This window comes from Pseudomonas abyssi, assembly GCF_002307495.1.
Classification (GTDB): domain Bacteria; phylum Pseudomonadota; class Gammaproteobacteria; order Pseudomonadales; family Pseudomonadaceae; genus Halopseudomonas; species Halopseudomonas abyssi.
In genome coordinates, this window is record NZ_NTMR01000020.1 from 28,780 (window position 1) to 44,850 (window position 16,071).

The following is a 16,071-nucleotide window of genomic DNA, read 5'->3' on the forward strand; positions in this document are numbered from 1 at the left end:
GGGCAGTCATCGGGCGATCGGGTCAGGCACCCACTTGATTATCCGGTTGCGCCCCTGGGCCTTGGCTTGGTAGAGCGCGCGGTCGGCCAGATTGAACCAGTGGTCGACATCGTGCAGGCCATCGAAGAAGTCGCAGTAGCCGATACTGACAGTGATGCTGATCTCCATGCCGTCGTTCAGCGCAATGAGGGTGTTTTCCAGGGTTCGGCGAAAGCGCTCCAGCACATCGACTGCGTCAGTCTCGTTGGTTTGGGCGAGCAGCACCGCGAATTCCTCGCCACCCACCCGGGCGTGCACGTCCGAGCGGCGCACGGCGTCGCTCAGGGTGTCTGCAAAGACCCGTAGGACCTTGTCGCCGGCCTGATGGCCGTATTTGTCGTTGACCGATTTGAAGAAGTCGACATCCATCACGGCAAGTGCAATGTGCTGTTCGTAACGCACAGCCTGCCCGTCGAAGCGCAGCGGGATACCCAGGAAATTGTGAATGGGCGGGTGGCCCTGGGGTTGGCCGCGGCTGGCCGGGTGCATGTTGACCGTCTCGGTACAGACGATGGTGTTGTGGGTCACCACGTGGCCGAACAGGTTGTTGAGCGAATGAAAGCGCAGTGACTGGCCCTCGTCTCGATGCGAGTTGTACCAGTCACGGCTCGCCTCGTCCCAGCTGATGTTGGATATGCTGGGCACTTCTAGGTACTGCGCGCCGTCATCGCCGGTACACAGAATGCCGATGAAGCCGAGTCGGCTGTCGGTAATTTCCAGCAGTGGATCAAACAGTCGGTCGCAGGCCGCGACCAGGCTTTGATCAACCAGAAACGCCTGCTGTACCTCGGCGGCGAGCGACATCAGCTCCTGCTGTCTGGCGTCCGACTGCTTCAGTTGGCGATGCAGCGTGGTATCGCGAATGCTGCCAGTGATACGGGCGAACTCGCTTTGCTCCGTGCGCGGCAGCGAGGCGGCGGCCAGCACCACCCAGTGGTATTGCTCGTCTGCAGCCTTGATGCGGAACTCCAGTTCGTGCAACTCGCTGACCGCACGAGGGGTGGCACACGCTGCCGCAGCCGCCCGCACTCGCGGGCGGTCGGCAGCATGAATGCGTTTAAGACAGGTGTCGAATGGCAACTCACAGGTCCGGTTGCCAATGCCCAGCCAGGTGGCGGCGCGCATGCACAACGTGATGCTTGGCGCTCCCGGATTCCACTCCCACACGCCAACGCAGGCCGTCTCCAATGCCGTCACCAGGCGGTGTTCCGCTTGGTTATCCGCGCGCTCGTAGAGTTTAAGTGGCGTCACATCCTGCAGGTACAGTTTCACCCTGTCAGCCTGCGGCCTGCCGCCCTCGAAGGAAATCAAAACCCAGCGTTGCCTGACCAGAACGGTCAATTGCCGGCGCTGCGAGCTTGTTTGACCAAGGCGCAAAAAGAGTTCACTCAGTCGGCGCTCGGACAGCGGCGAGGCGATGGCCGACAGCCCTTCTGCAGCGCACGCGGCTGCGGCAAGTTCCGGCCCCAGCCCCCGTTGCAGCATGCCATCACTTTCGACAATCTGATGCGGGTACGCAAGCCGCACCACAACGGCGGCGCCCAAGCTGTCGTCTTCACTGACAATCACACTTCCCTCTGCCATCGCGGCCACCTTTTCCTTGCGCACATGAACCAGTCGCAAGCACTGACTAAGTCCGCATGCGCTCTGGCGCTCAGATCGATCCGCAATCAAGGCGTGGTTTCGAAGGCATGTCGGGAACCACAACACAGGGTGCGGGTAGGCCTGAATGCCCCGAAGCACGGCTTGCTCCTACACGCGTGAGGCTCGCAGAGGGCGTGTGGAGTTGATCAGTGCCACCTTAACGCCAGCGTTTAAACAATACGCTGGCGTTGACCCCGCCAAAACCGAACCCGTTCGACAATGCGTACTCCATTGGCATGGCCCGCGCGCTGCCGCGCACCAGATCCAGCCCGGCGGCGGCCTCGTCCGGGTTGTCCAGATTCAGGGTGGCTGGGGCTAACTGGTCGCGCAGCGACAGCACGGTGAAGATCGCCTCGATTCCGCCCGCCGCACCCAACAGGTGGCCTGTTGCGGACTTGGTGGAACTGATCGCCGGAGCTGCGCCCTCACCGAACAACGCCTTGATGGCTGCCAGTTCACCCAGATCACCGACCGGTGTCGACGTGGCGTGAGCGTTTAAGTATTGCACCTGATCCGAGCTGACCCCAGCCTGCTTGAGCGCCTGCTCCATCGCCCGACGTGCGCCGCTGCCATCTTCCGGCCCTGCGGTCATGTGATACGCGTCGGCACTGGTGCCGTAGCCCACCAGTTCCGCAATGGGGGTTGCGCCGCGTGCCAGTGCATGGTCCAGCGACTCGATCACCAGTAGCCCGGCGCCCTCACCCATGACGAACCCGTCACGAGCTTGATCGAAGGGGCGTGAGGCTTTTTCCGGGGCATCGCTGTGGCTGCCGGACAATGCTCGCGCCGCGGCAAAGCCGCCCAGACTGACGCGATGAATACACGCCTCGGCGCCGCCGGCAATGGCAATGTCTGCTTCCCCTGCGCGAATCATCCGCGCCGCATCGCCAATGGCCTGCACGCCGGCAGCGCAGGCGGTAACCGGCGCTCCCAGCGGGCCCTTGAAACCATGCAGGATGGAAATATGTCCAGCCGCCATGTTGCAGAGAAAAGCAGGAATAGTGAACGGTGACAGACGGCGCGGCCCTCTGCTGTCGGTGGTGCGGACGGCCTCCACCATGGCCGGAAAGCCACCGGTGCCTGAAGCGATGATGGTCGCGGTACGCTCCTGGCCTTCATTGTCCTGCGGTGCCCAGCCGGCCTGGTTGAGTGCCTCCTGCGCGGCGGCAACGGCAAACAGGATAAAGCGGTCCATCTTGCGCTGCTCTTTTGCCGGCAGGTAACGGTCTGGATCAAACCCGCCTTCAGGATCCTGCTCAACACCCGGTACCTGGCCACCAATGCGAACAGCCAGGTCACCGATCAGTTCCTCCGGCAGCGAGCGGATGCCGGACTGGCCTGCTATCAGGCGCTGCCAGACGGTATCCACACCGGTTCCCAGCGGCGAGACCGCTCCCATGCCAGTGACCACAATGCGCTTGTTCATCAGAGTCCTGCTCCTTAGTTTCGAGAAAGTCCAACGGCAGATAGACGTTACTATCATAATAAAAGTAACATTTTGATCCAGCTCAGAATGCAGATCGACGGAACAGACCATGCAACGCACCAAGCTCAGCAACGCCGAATGCCCCATCGCCCGTAGCCTGGATGAGGTAGGTGAGTGGTGGAGCATGTTGCTGATGCGCGACGCGTTACAGGGTCTTAGACGGTTCGACGAGTTCTCGCAAAGTCTGGGCATAGCGCCGAACATGCTGACCCGCAGGCTGACGGCACTGGTCGAAGCCGGCATGCTTGAACGCGTGCCCTACAGCCAGCGCCCCTTGCGCTACGAGTATGTTCCGACCGCCAAGGGTGAGGACTTCGCGACGGTACTGATGGCATTTGTCGACTGGGGAAATCGCCATTACGCCACCGGGGGCGAAAGCGTTCAGGTGGTGGAGCGACAGAGCGGCAAACGTCTGCAACTGACATTTACTGACCCGGACGACGGCCGTACCCTTGCGCCTGCGCACTGCACGGTACAACCCGGCCCAGCTGCCAGTGCCGCCATGCGTGCGCGCCTAGGACGCATCAGAACGCGTTAACGCTGGCGATGTTCAGGCAGCCTGTCGGCTTTTGCATCTATCTGCCAGCAACCTCGCTATTGCCTATCCTTCGTCCGGTCGTCTGCCTGATGGCTCGGATACTGTAAAACCTATACCCTAGTTGTACGTTATATTGTGCTTGTACAGTATTTTAGCCCGATAGGTGCCATGCGTACCGGTCGCGGCGTTTGCAGCAATTGAATTCCCGAAACGAGGTGATATATGAAGCGGCTATTGGTGCTTTTCTGCTGTGTCTGGCTGGCCAGTTGTGGCAGCGTCAAGGTTGATGACTATGCTTCCGAGCAACCGAAGCTGGATCTGCTTGCCTTCTTCGACCGGCCCGTCCAGGCCTGGGGCATGTTTCAGGACCGCAGCGGCAAGGTCATCAAGCGCTTTCACGTCGACATCAACAGTTACCGTGAGGGGGATCGTCTGATTCTTGATGAGCGCTTTGTCTACAGCGATGGCACGACCCAGCGGCGCGTCTGGACGTTGACGCCTGACGGCGAGGATCGCTGGCTGGGGACTGCGGACGACGTGATTGGCACGGCGGTTGGTGAACTGGCGGGCAATGCGCTGCGCTGGCGCTATGAGCTCAACCTGCCGGTGGATGACACCAGCTATGTCGTGACCTTTGACGACTGGATGTACCTGATGGACGAAGACACCTTGATCAATCGCTCCAGCATGCTCAAGTTTGGTGTCGAGTTGGGTCAGGTCACTCTGTTCTTCCGCCGACAGCCCTGAGCGGGCCAAGGGGGCGAGTGCTCAAGCACGCATTTGTTGCTTGAGCTCCCGCGCAGAGCGCGTGTGGTACGTCCTAGGAGCCTGAGCAAGCTCAGGTGCGAGCGCGATACCACTCCACCCCGTTGGCGTCGCGCTCCATCTCTACCCTGCCCTCGGCGATCAAGCAGTTGAGATTGGCGCGACTTTCGCCGGTGGCCAGGGACAGCACGATACCGTCGCCCATGCCGATGGGTCGGCCAAACAGACACTCGAAGACATCGACGCTGCGATGCGACTCTTGCAACTGGTCTTGCAGCTTGCCCAGCAACTGCTGTTGCGTGTCGACCAGATCATTGATGCGCGCATGCAAGCCCACGAAGCACTCGTTATGCGACGGCAGCACCAGTACGCTATCGTTGACCAGGTCGCGAATGCGCAGCATTGAGGTCATCCATTCGCCCAAGGGGTTGCCCTCCGGGTCGCGCGCCAGCACGGACACGTTGGAGGAAATCAGCGGCAGCACCTGATCGCCGGAGATGAACAGCGCCAGTTCTGCACAGTACAGACAGGCGTGTTCGGCGGTGTGCCCCTGGCCGACGATGACCTCCCAGCGATGATCTCCTACCACAATGACATCGCCGTCGCTGATTCGCCTGAAGATCTCAGGCAACGGGTGTACCAGGCTGGTGATGCCGCCATAGCTGTTGCGGAAGGACGCCAGCGCGGATTCGTTCCACCCCGCACGGCGATAGAACTCCAGCTCCGAGTCGGGTGCCTCTCGGCCCTGCAGCCGCGAGGCGTTACAGGCGTGATACTCGGTGTGGGGCATCCACAGCTCACAGCCAAACCGCTCTGCCAGCCAACCGGCCAGTCCGGCGTGGTCCGCGTGGCGGTGGGTACAAATCACGCGGGTAACTGGCAGGCCGCCAAGCATCGTGTCAAACAGGTGCTCCCAGGTAGCCATCGCGTGCTTGGTCCAGACACCGGTGTCTACGACCGTCCAGCCGTCACGATCACGCAACGCCCAGAGGTTTACATGGTCCAGCCGAAACGGCAGCGGCATGCGAATCCACAGTACGCCGGGCTGGATTTCCAGCGCAGATCCCAACGCAGGTGTCGTCAACGGGTATATCAAGCCTTCAGTTGCCATAATTGTGAGCGCTTATTTAAATAGGTTTTATAACTGGCTGATAATCAGGATGTTTCATCGAGCAGGCGGCGCGGGTGCATGCCGTTGACCATGCCCATGAATGGTGGATGAATCGAGTAGCCCAGCATCCGCTGCATATGCGCGCTGCACTCGCTGGCACGCGCCAGCGGGACTGACAGACTGAAGTTTTCCTGCTGCCGTACCCAGGGTTCGCAATACTGCGCCGTCACCGCCAGACGCGATGCTGTGCTGCGATTTGCCCCGCCGCCATGCCATAACGTGCCGAGAAACAGCACCATTGACCCCTTGGGCATGATCACCGGGATGGATTGTGCGCAGTCTTCTGGCGTCGGCGCGTGACCGTCCCAGGTATGGCTGCGCGGAATGACCACGGTCGCGCCGTTATCGGCCGTAAAGTCGTCCATCGCAATGATGGTTGCAGCGCCGTAATGCGGGCGCGGACGCGGCACGGGGTAAAAAGCATCATCATGATGCAGCGGCTGCGAACGCTCGCCGGGCAGAATGTTGATCACCTGCAGCTGCGAGAGCAGATAGTTCGGCGCCAGCACCCGATCGAGCAACCCCAGCACCAGCGGGTGCTCCACCAGCGGGTTGCAGGCCAGGGTCTTGGATATGACCGCGTAAATGCGCTGGGTTAAGGTGCCTTCAAATCCGTTCCGACCGCAGCTGTCGGGCAGCAGCTCGCGCAGCTCGGCACTGATGCGATCAATCTGCTCCTCGGGCACGATACGCTGCAGAATCACATAGCCATCGCGCAGCAAACCGTCGTGCAGGCGATCCAGCTCGGCGCTGTCGACGGCCTCCTGCGTGCCTGCGGTCGATTGATAGGTCTTGGCGTAACCGCTTTTCAGATAGTCGCTGCCGCCTGATAACACGCGCTGACTCATGCTCGCCCTCTCTTGTCTTTATCGGCCGGCACTCGAGGAGGCACGGCGGACCTGAACGATGAGATCGCAGCGCACACCCGTAGGGGCGCTGCCACGCCCTATTGTAGAGCTGTCCAGGCTGCTGAAAACCGCCGGAGTACCGGCGATCCTGCCAATTACCGGACTGAACGGCGCACTGTTTACAGCCTATTCAGCCAGTAAATGATCGATCAGCGCGTGGGCAAACGGAGCAATAGGTGTCTTGCGGCTGGTGCAGATCTTCAGGTCGCGTTGCGCCCAGTCATCCTCCACTTCAATGATTGATACAGGCTGGCGGCCCGACAGTTTTACCGCTTCACGGGGTACCAGGCCGATACCTACACCGGCAGCCACCATGCGGCACACCGCCTCAAAACTGTTGACCTGCACCCGCACGTTCAGATGCGAGCCCATGCTGGAGGCCGTGTTCATGGTGAAGGTATGGATGGCAGAGCCGGTGTGTAGCATGACAAAGGGCTCACTGATGACCTGCGCGAAGCGCAGCGACTGCGCGCCGGCCAGGCGGTGGTCCGGAGCGGTAATCAGCACCAGACGGTCCGCACGATAAGCGAGCAAGTCCACCTCGGAATAGTCGTCATAGCCGGCAATGATGCCGATCTCGACATCGCCACGGGCAACTGCGGCGAGAATATCCGAGCTGGTGTGCTCCTCCAGATTCACGCTCACCTGGGGGTGCCTGGCCAGGAAGGACGCGAGGTCATTCGGCAGATAGCTGTGAATCGCATGGGTATTGGCCCACAGCCGCACATGGCCCTGCACCCCTTCGGCAAAAGGCGCCAGGTCCGAGTGCATCTGTTCCAGACGGGCAAACACCTGGCGCGCGTGACGCAGAAAGATTTCACCGGCCCGGGTCAGCTCCACACCGCGGGCCCGGCGACGCAGCAAGCAGGTGCCTAACGAGGTCTCGAGCAGCTTGATGCGATGGCTGGCTGATGACGGCGCGAGAAAGGCCCGCTCCGCGCCGTGGGTCAGGCTCTGGCATTCGGCAATGGCGATGAAAAGACGCAAATCGGTCAGGCTGTATTTCATATGAATTCGGAAAATACGAACGCTGGTTTAGGGAAAGCGCAATTCTACAGGAGCCTTCAGTGACATAGCATCCAAACTATTGAACACAATTCGTAGAGCGCTCCATGACCCGCACGCCACTCACGCCCCGCCAGATCGGCATGCTGCTTGCCGTCCTGGCAGCATTCGGTTTTTCCTTCAAGGCGATTTTCGTCAAGCTCGCCTACCTCAGTGCGCCCGTTGATGCAATCACCCTGCTCTCCTTGCGCATGCTGTTTTCCCTGCCGCTGTTTTTGCTCAGCGGCTACGCCTATCTGCGTAGCGGGCCGGCACTTACTCTCAAGGATTGGGCGCTGCTGGTTTTTCTGGGGCTGACCGGTTACTACGGCGCATCGATTCTGGACTTTGCCGGTCTGCAGTACATTTCTGCCGGTCTGGAGCGGGTGATTCTGTTTACCTACCCGACCATCACCATCCTCATTGGCTTGCTGTTTCTCGACAAAAAGGCCAGCCCGCAGCTGATTGCTGCGCTGCTGCTCTGCTACGCGGGGGTCAGTCTGGTGTTTGTCAGCGATCATCAACTGGCCGGAGACAGCGCAGCGCCCTGGCTTGGCGCTGCGCTGGTATTCGCATCGGCCGTTTCGTATGCCTGCTACACCGCCTTTGCGGAGGTATCCATTGGCAAGCTGGGGGCGGCGCGCTTCTCGATTCTGGCGCTGATCGTGTCGATTTTGGCCGCTCAGCTGCATTTTTTGGTCACCAACCCAATCAGTGACCTGATTCAGCCTTTGCCGATTTACGCGTATTGCGCGGCGATGGCGCTGTTTTCGACTGTGCTGCCGATCTTCTTCCAGTCCGGCGCCATCCAGCGCATTGGCGCCGGACCGACCGTACTGGTGGGTATGCTTGGCCCGGTGATGACCATCTTCTTCAGCTGGTTGCTGCTGGCCGAGCCGCTGACTTGGGTACAGCTGGCGGGCACCGCGCTGGTCATCGCAGGAATCTATCTGATTCGCCGGCAATCATGATACGCGGCACCGGCAACATCCCGGTGCCGCAGCCCCAATCAGTTACCTCTATACGTCGAGAAGCCGTAGGGGCTGAGCAGCAGCGGGATGTGGTAATGGGGTACGGAGGCATCGACCTCGAAAATCACCGGTACTTCCGGGAAGAAGGTTTTGGCTTGCTGCTGGGCAAACCAGTCGCCGGTCTTGAAGGTCACCCGGTAGGTGCCGTCAGTCAAATGCTGGCCCTCCGGGTACAGCCCGGTGATACGCCCCTGCTCATTGGTGACGCCCTCGCTGAGCGACTGCCACTGGGTACCTTGCAGGCGCTCCAGCGTCACCATCACATCCGGCGACGGCAGACCGTTCTCCAGATTCAGCACATGAACGCTAAGCGGGTTATCGGCGGCGGCAGCCAGCGTGCTCATGGTGGCCAGAAGTGCGGCCCCGACAGTGTTGATCATGGGGTTCATCAAGTCTCTCCTGATAGGTGGCAAGCGCGTTAGTGCGCGGTAAATACACTGTTGATTGCGCTCTGGGCGCAGGCCTGGTCGGTTTCTCCGCCGCCGGCGCCAGCGACGCCCAGTGCGCCGATAACGACGTCATCCACCACCACCGGAACGCCACCACCCAACAGCAGCAGTTCGTCCAGCGTCGTCAGATTGGCTGCATCCGGGTTGCTCCGGGCGCGCTCGGCCAGCAGCAAGGTCGGCGTCTTGGTCGAAAGCGCGGTGAACGCTTTACGTTGGGCTGCTACGGTGTTGTGTGGGCCGACATTGTCATCGCGCTGCAGGCTGACCAGCTGGCCGGCACGGTCAACCACCGCGACAACGGCCGTCCGTTGACGGGCGTGACAGTCAGCCAGGGTGGCGTCAGCCAACTGGTTTGCCAGCGACAGCGTCAGATCGGCGCGACTGGCGACACCCTCTGCTCCGGCATGCGCTGCCGCGGCAGCCAGGCCAGCGACCAGCGCGACGACGAGTTTGGATCGGTGCATTGCGAGATCTCCTTGGTTGCTCAAGCACGGTGCCATGCTGCCGCTGTGGGGCTGTCGCCAGCATTGCCGGCAGATCACGCTTTTGTAATGGGCATCCCGCGCGCTTGGCTCTACTCTGTGCACCTGTATGAGGAGGACACGATGCGCATTCTGGTGGCAGAAGATGAACCCAAAGCAGCCGAGTATCTGCAGCGCGGCTTAAGCGAATCCGGCTTTCAGGTCGAAACCGCACTGCATGGCCTGGACGCTCGCCATCTGATTGAAGAGGCGCATTTCGACCTGGTCATACTCGATGTCATGCTGCCCGGCATGGACGGCTGGCAACTGCTGCGCCTGATTCGCAGCCGCGGCGATACGCCGGTGCTGTTCCTTACCGCTCGAGACAGCGTCGAGGACCGGGTCAAGGGCCTTGAGCTGGGAGCTGATGACTATCTGATCAAGCCCTTCTCGTACGCTGAGTTGCTGGCGCGCGTGCGCAGCCTGCTGCGGCGTGCGCCAATGCGTGAGACGGAGTTCTATCGACTGGCAGACCTGCAGGTCGATGTGTTGCGCCGCCAGGTCCATCGCGCTGGTCAGCGCATTCACTTGACCAACAGAGAGTTCGCCCTGCTGCATCTACTGATCAGCCACCCGGGTGAAGTCATGTCGCGCAGCCGCATCGCGTCCGAGGTCTGGAACATCAATTTTGAGAGCGATACCAACGTGGTTGATGTCGCCATCCGCAGGCTGCGGGCCAAGCTGGACGACCCTTTCCCGCTGAAACTGGTGCATACCGTGCGTGGCATGGGCTACAAACTGGACGACGTGCCGTGAGCCGCTGGCGTCGCTCACTCAGCCTGCGCCTGGCGTTGGCCTTCGCCCTGGTCAGCCTGCTGTTACTCGGAGGCATCGGCCTGTATCTGTATCGCTCGTTGCAGCAGGAAATCGCCTGGCGCGACGATCAGACGCTGCTCGGTCGGCTCGATCGCATGGAGGCGCTGCTACGCGATACGCCGGATATACCGCAATTGCGAGAACGCCCCGAGCTGTATGCCAATATGCTCGGTAACACCGAGCATTTCCTCTGGGTGCTTAACAGCGCAGGCGAGGTTCTGATCAGTATCAACCCTCGCTCCCTGCCTTTGCCCAGTCTGCGAGCCACGGCTCAACCGCGCTTTGATGAGCGGTCAGGTGCACTACCCTATCGGCTGGTCGCACAACAGAGCTTCATCCATGGGGACAGCCTGACGCTGGTCGCCGGGCATCTGCTGAGCGAGCGCAACAACATGCTGGCGGCCTACCGCAACAACCTGTTGATGGCTCTGCTCTGCGGCAGCCTACTGAGTTTTCTGCTGGCTGCGCTGATCAGCCAGCGCGGGCTGCGCCCCTTGCGCAAACTGGCCACGCAGGCGATGGAGCTGGATGCCGGTCGGCTGCACACCCGGCTCGACGCAGGCAGTCCCTACGCCGAGCTCGACGGGCTTGAGCAGAACCTCAACCAGGCGCTCGCCCGTATCGATGACGGCTATCAGCAACTGGTGCGTTTTTCGGCCGATCTGGCGCACGAGATGCGTACCCCGCTGAATAATTTGATGGGACAGACTCAGCTGGTCCTGAGCAAAACGCGCACCATCGAGGAGTACGAACGGGTACTGGACTCCAACCTGGAAGAATTTGAACGCCTGGCGCGGATGATCGATAGCCTGCTTTTTCTGGCGCGGAGTGAGCAGGCAACACCAGCGTTGAATTGCCGGCCCGTCGATCTGGTCGAACTGACGGATCGCCTGAACGAGTACTTCGAGGGCATGGCCGACGAGCAGCAAGTGACGCTGGTCAACCAGTGCGCGGGTACGCTATACGCGGACCAGGAGATGCTCACCCGGGCACTCGCCAACCTGATAGCCAACGCTATCCGCTACGCAGACGCTGGCAGCGCCATCACGATCAGCAGCGTCCATAGCGCTGAGCACTGCGTTGTCGCGGTGTACAACCAGGGCCCATGCATCGAGCAGCCGCACCTGGAGCATGTATTCGAGCGCTTCTATCGTGCCGATCCATCTCGCAGCGCGCCGGGCAGCACCGGCGGTCTGGGACTTGCCATTGTGCAGGCGATCATGCGTCAGCATGCCGGCCACGCCAGGGTGTGCAACGAGGGGAACGGCGTGCGTTTTGAGCTGGTGTTCCCTGGCACGGACAAGATGACAACAGCGTAATCTGCGGGTCATGTTGACGACGGTGCCACCGCCCTATTGTGGCGCAGGTAACGCGGCGACCGTCGCCGTGCCCTCACCTGGAGCCAATGCAACGATGAAATACCTGATTGCCGCGACCCTGTCCGCCCTGTTTATGACCACCCTGCCCGCTCAGGCCGAAGACGGCAGCGAGCGGCTGCGTCAGCTGAACGCCAAGCATCTGGAAGGCAAGTAAGACAGACTAAGGACGTGCCGCGCCTATCTTGGTCATCCGCCACCAGGCGCGGCCAGTATGCGGCGCTGCCAGCTGCAGGTGTTCGCCCATCTGTGGCGTGGTCAGCGCCACCCCTTGCTGCTTGGCCAGGTCAGTGATTTGCTCGAACGGGTCTTCCCAGGTGTGCATGGACAGGTCAAAGGTGCCGTTGTGAATCGGATACAACCACTTGGCCTTGAGGTCGAGAAACGCCTGCAGGGTCTGCTGCGGCAACATATGCACGTATTGCCAGCGCGGGTTGTACGCGCCTGTTTCCATAAACGCCACATCAAACGGCCCGAGGCGCTCGCCAATCTCGCGAAACCCGTCGAAGTACCCGGTGTCGCCACTGAAGAACAGCTTGCAGTCCGCGGCCTGCAGCACCCAGGAGCACCACAGGGTGCGGTTACCATCAGAAAATCCGCGCCCGGAAAAATGCTGCGCCGGCGTGGCAGTGGCTCGAACCCCTGCAATGGTCACCTCACTCCACCAGTCCAGCTCGCGGACCTTACCCGGCGGCACTCCCCAGCGTATCAGGGTCGCACCGACGCCTAGCGGCGTGATGAAGTGCTCAACCTTATGTTGCAGCTTACGGATGGCGGCATGGTCCAGGTGGTCGTAGTGATTGTGCGAGAGCACCACAACCTTGATCGGCGGCAGCTCTTCTATGCTGATTGGCGGCGCGTGAAAGCGCTTGGGCCCGAACCACTGCACCGGCGAGGCACGCTGACTGAATACCGGATCGGTCAACCAGAAATCGCCATTCAACTTGAGCAGCAGACTCGAGTGCCCCAGACGCCAAACGCTGTTGTCAGGTGCGGCCAGCAGGTCAGCTTGAGTCAAAGGCTGCACCGGGATGGGCCGGTCCGGCACAGTCCCGGCGGGCTTGTTGAAGATGAAATCGCGCCACACCGCCAGCCCCTGACGCAGTGTCATCGGCTCACGCGACACCTCGTTGCGAAAACGCTGATGACGAAACTGGGCGGACTCCGGGTACTCCGGCAACGCCGGGCGCAGCGTGCCGCTCACAGCCGCGCGCACGGCAGCACCGAGCGATACCAGCATTGCGCCCAGCCGAGCGGGCCGCCAGTCGTTGTAGCGGCGGGACGTCTGGTCTGAGTCGACTTTGCAGTGTTGCTGCTTGGGCATCTGTCCGTCTCTTTGGTCATGCAGGAGAATCCCGCCACAGGTTACTGAATGGGGACGGGACAAAGCGCTTTCCCGGTTATAGCCCTGCTGACCATAATCGGCAGGCCGAGCAGCTTGGCGCGCAGCCCTTCAGCCAGGTGAGCCAGCCCGGCCTTGGTGACAGCGTATGCGGTCAGATGCTTCGGCAGGCCAGGCATGGCACCTTTGTAGGAAATGGTCACCGGAGCTCCGGCGCTCAGCTCTCCGAGATTTCTACTGCCGTCTGACATTGGGCAAATGCAGCGATCAAGCAGCTGCACTCAGGGTCGTGCTCGAACAGCTACGCGGCAATTGACGCGCATGGGCGGCGTCAGATATGCAGCTCGACTCGCTTAACGCCGAGGCTGCGCAGCTCTGCAACAGCATCGTCCAGTAGAGAGAACGACAGTACGTCGTCATTCTCATCAACCAAGAAGAATCCGCGGCCGGCACCTTTCTTGAAAAAAATGATCCACTCCTGAGTGGCCGCCGGATTGGCCATCAGATAGGTGTCAAACAACAGGCCTTCCGCCTGTTTTGCCTGTACATCGCTTCTTTTCATCTAGGTCACCGCATTAGTTCAGGCTCAGCCCCAAGCTCGGCTGCCGAAATAAAGTACATTACCCTGAAAACGGCGAACCAGGCCGCGCCGTTGCAGGCTGTAATCCGGCAAGCAGACGCTGTTACTCGCATGGACCATGCTCGCGAGTCTCGCGGCTGTTTAGGCTAGATGCTGCTCCCAACGAGAGTGTCCCGCCCCCTGCAGCAGGTGGCTGATGGGCGCAAGAGCCGGATTATCCGCGGCACTGTGTCTGTGCGGACACAAACAAAAAACCCGGCGCAAGGCCGGGTTTTGTTTATATGGCGGAGGGACAGGGATTCGAACCCTGGGAAGGCTTTCACCTTCGCCGGTTTTCAAGACCGGTGCATTCAACCGCTCTGCCATCCCTCCACGGGCGGCAATAGTACCGGAAATCCCTGTTGAGTCAATGGGGTACGGCATCGAGATGCGAATGGGCCGGCAAGCTGTGGCTGTACACACGAATGGAAATACTTCATTCCCGCGCGCTGCTTGATTTGCCGGCATCAACCCGTATTATCGGTCAGTATCCGAAGGATCCCGATTTTCAATACAGGAGCGGTGCATGAATATGCAGGAACACAACACTACCCTTCAACACGCTGGCGTCAGCGAGGCGGAAGTCAGCAAGCTGTTCCGCAATACCTACTCGCTGCTGGCTCTGACTCTGGCATTCAGCGCTGTCGTCGCCTTTGTGTCGATGAGTCTGAACCTGCCCTACCCCGGCATCATCATTACCCTGGTTGGCTTTTATGGTCTGCTGTTTCTGACCACCAAGCTGCGTAACTCAGGCTGGGGGCTGGTCAGTACCTTCGCTTTCACCGGTTTCCTGGGTTACACCCTGGGGCCCATCCTCAATGCATACCTGTCGCTGCCTAACGGCGGTCAACTGGTCGCCATGGCGCTGGGCATGACGGCTCTGGTGTTCTTTGGCCTCTCGGCTTACGCCATTCTGAGCCGCAAGGACTTCAGCTTCCTGTCCGGCTTTATCATGGCGGGCTGTATCGTGCTGATGTGCGCTGTCGTAGCGAGCTTTTTCATCCAGATGAGCGGCTTGCAGCTGGCCATTTCTGCCGGTTTTGTGCTCTTCTCCTCTGCGGTGATCCTGTACCAGACCAGCGCGATCATCCATGGTGGTGAGGACAACTACATCATGGCGACCATTACGCTGTTCGTATCGATCTACAACCTGTTCCTCAGCCTGCTGCAATTGCTGGGTATCTTCAGCGACGACTGATCGGCAGCGCTGCGTTATACTCAATGGCCCGCCTTTTGGCGGGCCATTTTCGTTTGTGAGCTCGACACCATGAAGTTTGCCATTGCCTTGCTGGCCGGCCCGCAGGACCCGGCAGCCCGCAGTGCCCTCAAATTTGCCGAGGCGGTGCTGGCTGGCGGTCACCAGATCAGCCGGCTGTTCTTTTACCGCGATGCGGTTCATCTTGCCTCCACTCTGGGCGTGCAGCCCCAGGACGAATGTGACCTGGCCCAGCGCTGGCGTGCCTTTATCCAGGATAATCAGCTGGACGCCGTGGTGTGTATCGCCGCAGCGTTGCGCCGTGGGGTGCTGAACGAGGCCGAGGCCGACCGCTGGGAGCGTCCGGTGGCGAATACCGGCGAGCCTTGGGCCTTGTCAGGGCTGGGACAATGGGTCGATGCGTTGCAAACCGCAGACCGGGCGGTGACCTTTGGTACCTGAACTGAAAAGTCTACTGGTGATCAGCCGTCAGCCACCATCGGCCCTGGCCGCGCGTGAAGCGCTGGATCTGGCGCTGGCCGCAGCGGCGTTTGGCGTGCCGGTGAGTATGCTGTTCATGGATGCCGGTGTGCTGCAATTGTTGCCGGGACAGGAATCGGCGCTGATCGAGCAAAAACCGCTGGCGGCCAATCTGCAGGCCTTGCCCATGTTCGGGGTCGAAGATGTCTATGTTTGCCACCACTCACTGGCAGAGCGTGGCTTGCAGCCAGGTCGTTTTCTGCTGACTGCCAAGGCGGTCGACAGCGCCGAGATCGCGAGTCTGCTGGACCATCATGACCAGGTGGTTACCCTATGAGCTCAACTATGCTGCACATCTTGCGTCATGCGCCGCAGGACGACACGCACTTTGCCAGTAGCCTTCGCGTCATGGGGCCGCATCAGGGGCTGCTGTTGATCGAGGATGCCGTATACGCACTGTTGCCGCGCACCAGCTCGGCCAATGCGATGCAGCTGTTGCCCGGCAGTGTGGGGCTTTACGCTCTGGAAAGTGACGTGCAGGCTCGTGGGCTGCCCATTGACGACCTGCCGCGACGGGTGATGCTGATCGACTATGCGCAGATGGTCGAGCTATGCATCAGCCACGACAAGGTGCTGAGCTGGTGAGC

The 16,071-nt window shown here is 60.7% G+C and carries 19 protein-coding genes and 1 tRNA gene; 9 read left to right on the forward strand and 11 right to left on the reverse strand.

What is annotated here, in order from left to right; translation table 11 throughout:
• Nucleotides 1-6 precede the first annotated feature (6 nt).
• Nucleotides 7-1,623, reverse strand: coding sequence for a sensor domain-containing diguanylate cyclase (locus CNQ84_RS14980; RefSeq protein ID WP_096005649.1), 1,617 nt, complete (start codon nt 1,621-1,623; stop codon nt 7-9).
• A gap of 217 nt (nt 1,624-1,840) precedes the next feature.
• On the reverse strand, nt 1,841-3,109 hold the full coding sequence (gene fabF, locus CNQ84_RS14985) for a beta-ketoacyl-ACP synthase II (protein ID WP_096005650.1): 1,269 nt from the start codon (nt 3,107-3,109) through the stop codon (nt 1,841-1,843).
• A 109-nt stretch (nt 3,110-3,218) separates the two neighbouring features.
• Here fabF and CNQ84_RS14990 point away from each other — a divergent pair, with 109 nt between their 5' ends.
• Complete coding sequence (locus CNQ84_RS14990) at nt 3,219-3,707, forward strand: winged helix-turn-helix transcriptional regulator (RefSeq protein WP_096005651.1); 489 nt, start codon at nt 3,219-3,221, stop codon at nt 3,705-3,707.
• A gap of 222 nt (nt 3,708-3,929) precedes the next feature.
• On the forward strand, nt 3,930-4,454 hold the full coding sequence (locus tag CNQ84_RS14995) for a DUF3833 domain-containing protein (RefSeq protein WP_096005652.1): 525 nt from the start codon (nt 3,930-3,932) through the stop codon (nt 4,452-4,454).
• Between the two features lie 91 nt (nt 4,455-4,545).
• Here CNQ84_RS14995 and CNQ84_RS15000 read toward each other — a convergent pair whose 3' ends face one another.
• The 3 genes from CNQ84_RS15000 to CNQ84_RS15010 form a co-directional block, all read right to left on the reverse strand.
• Nucleotides 4,546-5,556, reverse strand: coding sequence for an MBL fold metallo-hydrolase (locus tag CNQ84_RS15000; RefSeq protein ID WP_165771307.1), 1,011 nt, complete (start codon nt 5,554-5,556; stop codon nt 4,546-4,548).
• 71 nt (nt 5,557-5,627) lie between these two features.
• Nucleotides 5,628-6,491, reverse strand: coding sequence for a phytanoyl-CoA dioxygenase family protein (locus CNQ84_RS15005; protein WP_096005654.1), 864 nt, complete (start codon nt 6,489-6,491; stop codon nt 5,628-5,630).
• A 186-nt stretch (nt 6,492-6,677) separates the two neighbouring features.
• A complete protein-coding gene (locus CNQ84_RS15010; protein ID WP_096005655.1) occupies nt 6,678-7,559 on the reverse strand; it encodes a LysR family transcriptional regulator in 882 nt (293 codons plus the stop codon).
• Between the two features lie 104 nt (nt 7,560-7,663).
• Here CNQ84_RS15010 and CNQ84_RS15015 point away from each other — a divergent pair, with 104 nt between their 5' ends.
• Nucleotides 7,664-8,566, forward strand: coding sequence for a DMT family transporter (locus tag CNQ84_RS15015; RefSeq protein WP_096005656.1), 903 nt, complete (start codon nt 7,664-7,666; stop codon nt 8,564-8,566).
• Nucleotides 8,567-8,604: 38 nt separating this feature from the next.
• Here CNQ84_RS15015 and uraH read toward each other — a convergent pair whose 3' ends face one another.
• Entirely contained in the window at nt 8,605-9,015 is a 411-nt protein-coding gene (gene uraH / locus CNQ84_RS15020; RefSeq protein WP_096005657.1) for a hydroxyisourate hydrolase, read from the reverse strand.
• A 29-nt stretch (nt 9,016-9,044) separates the two neighbouring features.
• Nucleotides 9,045-9,539, reverse strand: coding sequence for a GlcG/HbpS family heme-binding protein (locus CNQ84_RS15025; protein WP_096005658.1), 495 nt, complete (start codon nt 9,537-9,539; stop codon nt 9,045-9,047).
• A 141-nt stretch (nt 9,540-9,680) separates the two neighbouring features.
• On the opposite strand from CNQ84_RS15025, the gene CNQ84_RS15030 reads away from it, so the two are divergent.
• Together CNQ84_RS15030 and CNQ84_RS15035 are read left to right on the forward strand one after the other, a co-directional pair.
• Nucleotides 9,681-10,352: a heavy metal response regulator transcription factor gene (locus CNQ84_RS15030; RefSeq protein ID WP_096005659.1), complete on the forward strand. Its 672-nt coding sequence runs from the start codon at nt 9,681-9,683 to the stop codon at nt 10,350-10,352.
• Entirely contained in the window at nt 10,349-11,731 is a 1,383-nt protein-coding gene (locus CNQ84_RS15035; RefSeq protein WP_096005660.1) for a heavy metal sensor histidine kinase, read from the forward strand. The genes CNQ84_RS15030 and CNQ84_RS15035 overlap by 4 nt, the downstream gene beginning before the upstream one ends.
• A 220-nt stretch (nt 11,732-11,951) precedes the next feature.
• Here the strand turns inward: CNQ84_RS15035 and CNQ84_RS15040 are convergent, their stop codons facing one another.
• The 4 genes from CNQ84_RS15040 to CNQ84_RS15055 all read right to left on the reverse strand — a co-directional run bounded on the left by CNQ84_RS15040 (nt 11,952) and on the right by CNQ84_RS15055 (nt 14,082).
• Nucleotides 11,952-13,028: an MBL fold metallo-hydrolase gene (locus tag CNQ84_RS15040; protein WP_096005726.1), complete on the reverse strand. Its 1,077-nt coding sequence runs from the start codon at nt 13,026-13,028 to the stop codon at nt 11,952-11,954.
• A 125-nt stretch (nt 13,029-13,153) separates the two neighbouring features.
• Nucleotides 13,154-13,411: a hypothetical protein gene (locus CNQ84_RS20810; RefSeq protein ID WP_133065908.1), complete on the reverse strand. Its 258-nt coding sequence runs from the start codon at nt 13,409-13,411 to the stop codon at nt 13,154-13,156.
• Between the two features lie 50 nt (nt 13,412-13,461).
• Nucleotides 13,462-13,692 (reverse strand): hypothetical protein, encoded by a 231-nt coding sequence (locus CNQ84_RS15050; protein ID WP_065335933.1) that lies wholly within the window; start codon nt 13,690-13,692, stop codon nt 13,462-13,464.
• 300 nt (nt 13,693-13,992) lie between these two features.
• Nucleotides 13,993-14,082: transfer RNA gene (locus CNQ84_RS15055), tRNA-Ser, on the reverse strand.
• A 199-nt stretch (nt 14,083-14,281) separates the two neighbouring features.
• On the opposite strand from CNQ84_RS15055, the gene CNQ84_RS15060 reads away from it, so the two are divergent.
• The 4 genes from CNQ84_RS15060 to tusB all read left to right on the forward strand — a co-directional run bounded on the left by CNQ84_RS15060 (nt 14,282) and on the right by tusB (nt 16,069).
• Entirely contained in the window at nt 14,282-14,947 is a 666-nt protein-coding gene (locus CNQ84_RS15060; RefSeq protein WP_096005727.1) for a Bax inhibitor-1/YccA family protein, read from the forward strand.
• Nucleotides 14,948-15,016: 69 nt separating this feature from the next.
• The gene (gene tusD, locus CNQ84_RS15065) at nt 15,017-15,406 is read left to right on the forward strand and encodes a sulfurtransferase complex subunit TusD (protein ID WP_096005662.1); all 390 of its coding nucleotides are present in this window, start codon (nt 15,017-15,019) and stop codon (nt 15,404-15,406) included.
• A 16-nt stretch (nt 15,407-15,422) separates the two neighbouring features.
• Nucleotides 15,423-15,761: a sulfurtransferase complex subunit TusC gene (gene tusC / locus CNQ84_RS15070; protein ID WP_245841437.1), complete on the forward strand. Its 339-nt coding sequence runs from the start codon at nt 15,423-15,425 to the stop codon at nt 15,759-15,761.
• Nucleotides 15,758-16,069: a sulfurtransferase complex subunit TusB gene (gene tusB, locus CNQ84_RS15075; RefSeq protein ID WP_235827238.1), complete on the forward strand. Its 312-nt coding sequence runs from the start codon at nt 15,758-15,760 to the stop codon at nt 16,067-16,069. The genes tusC and tusB overlap by 4 nt, the downstream gene beginning before the upstream one ends.
• Nucleotides 16,070-16,071: the final 2 nt, after the last annotated feature.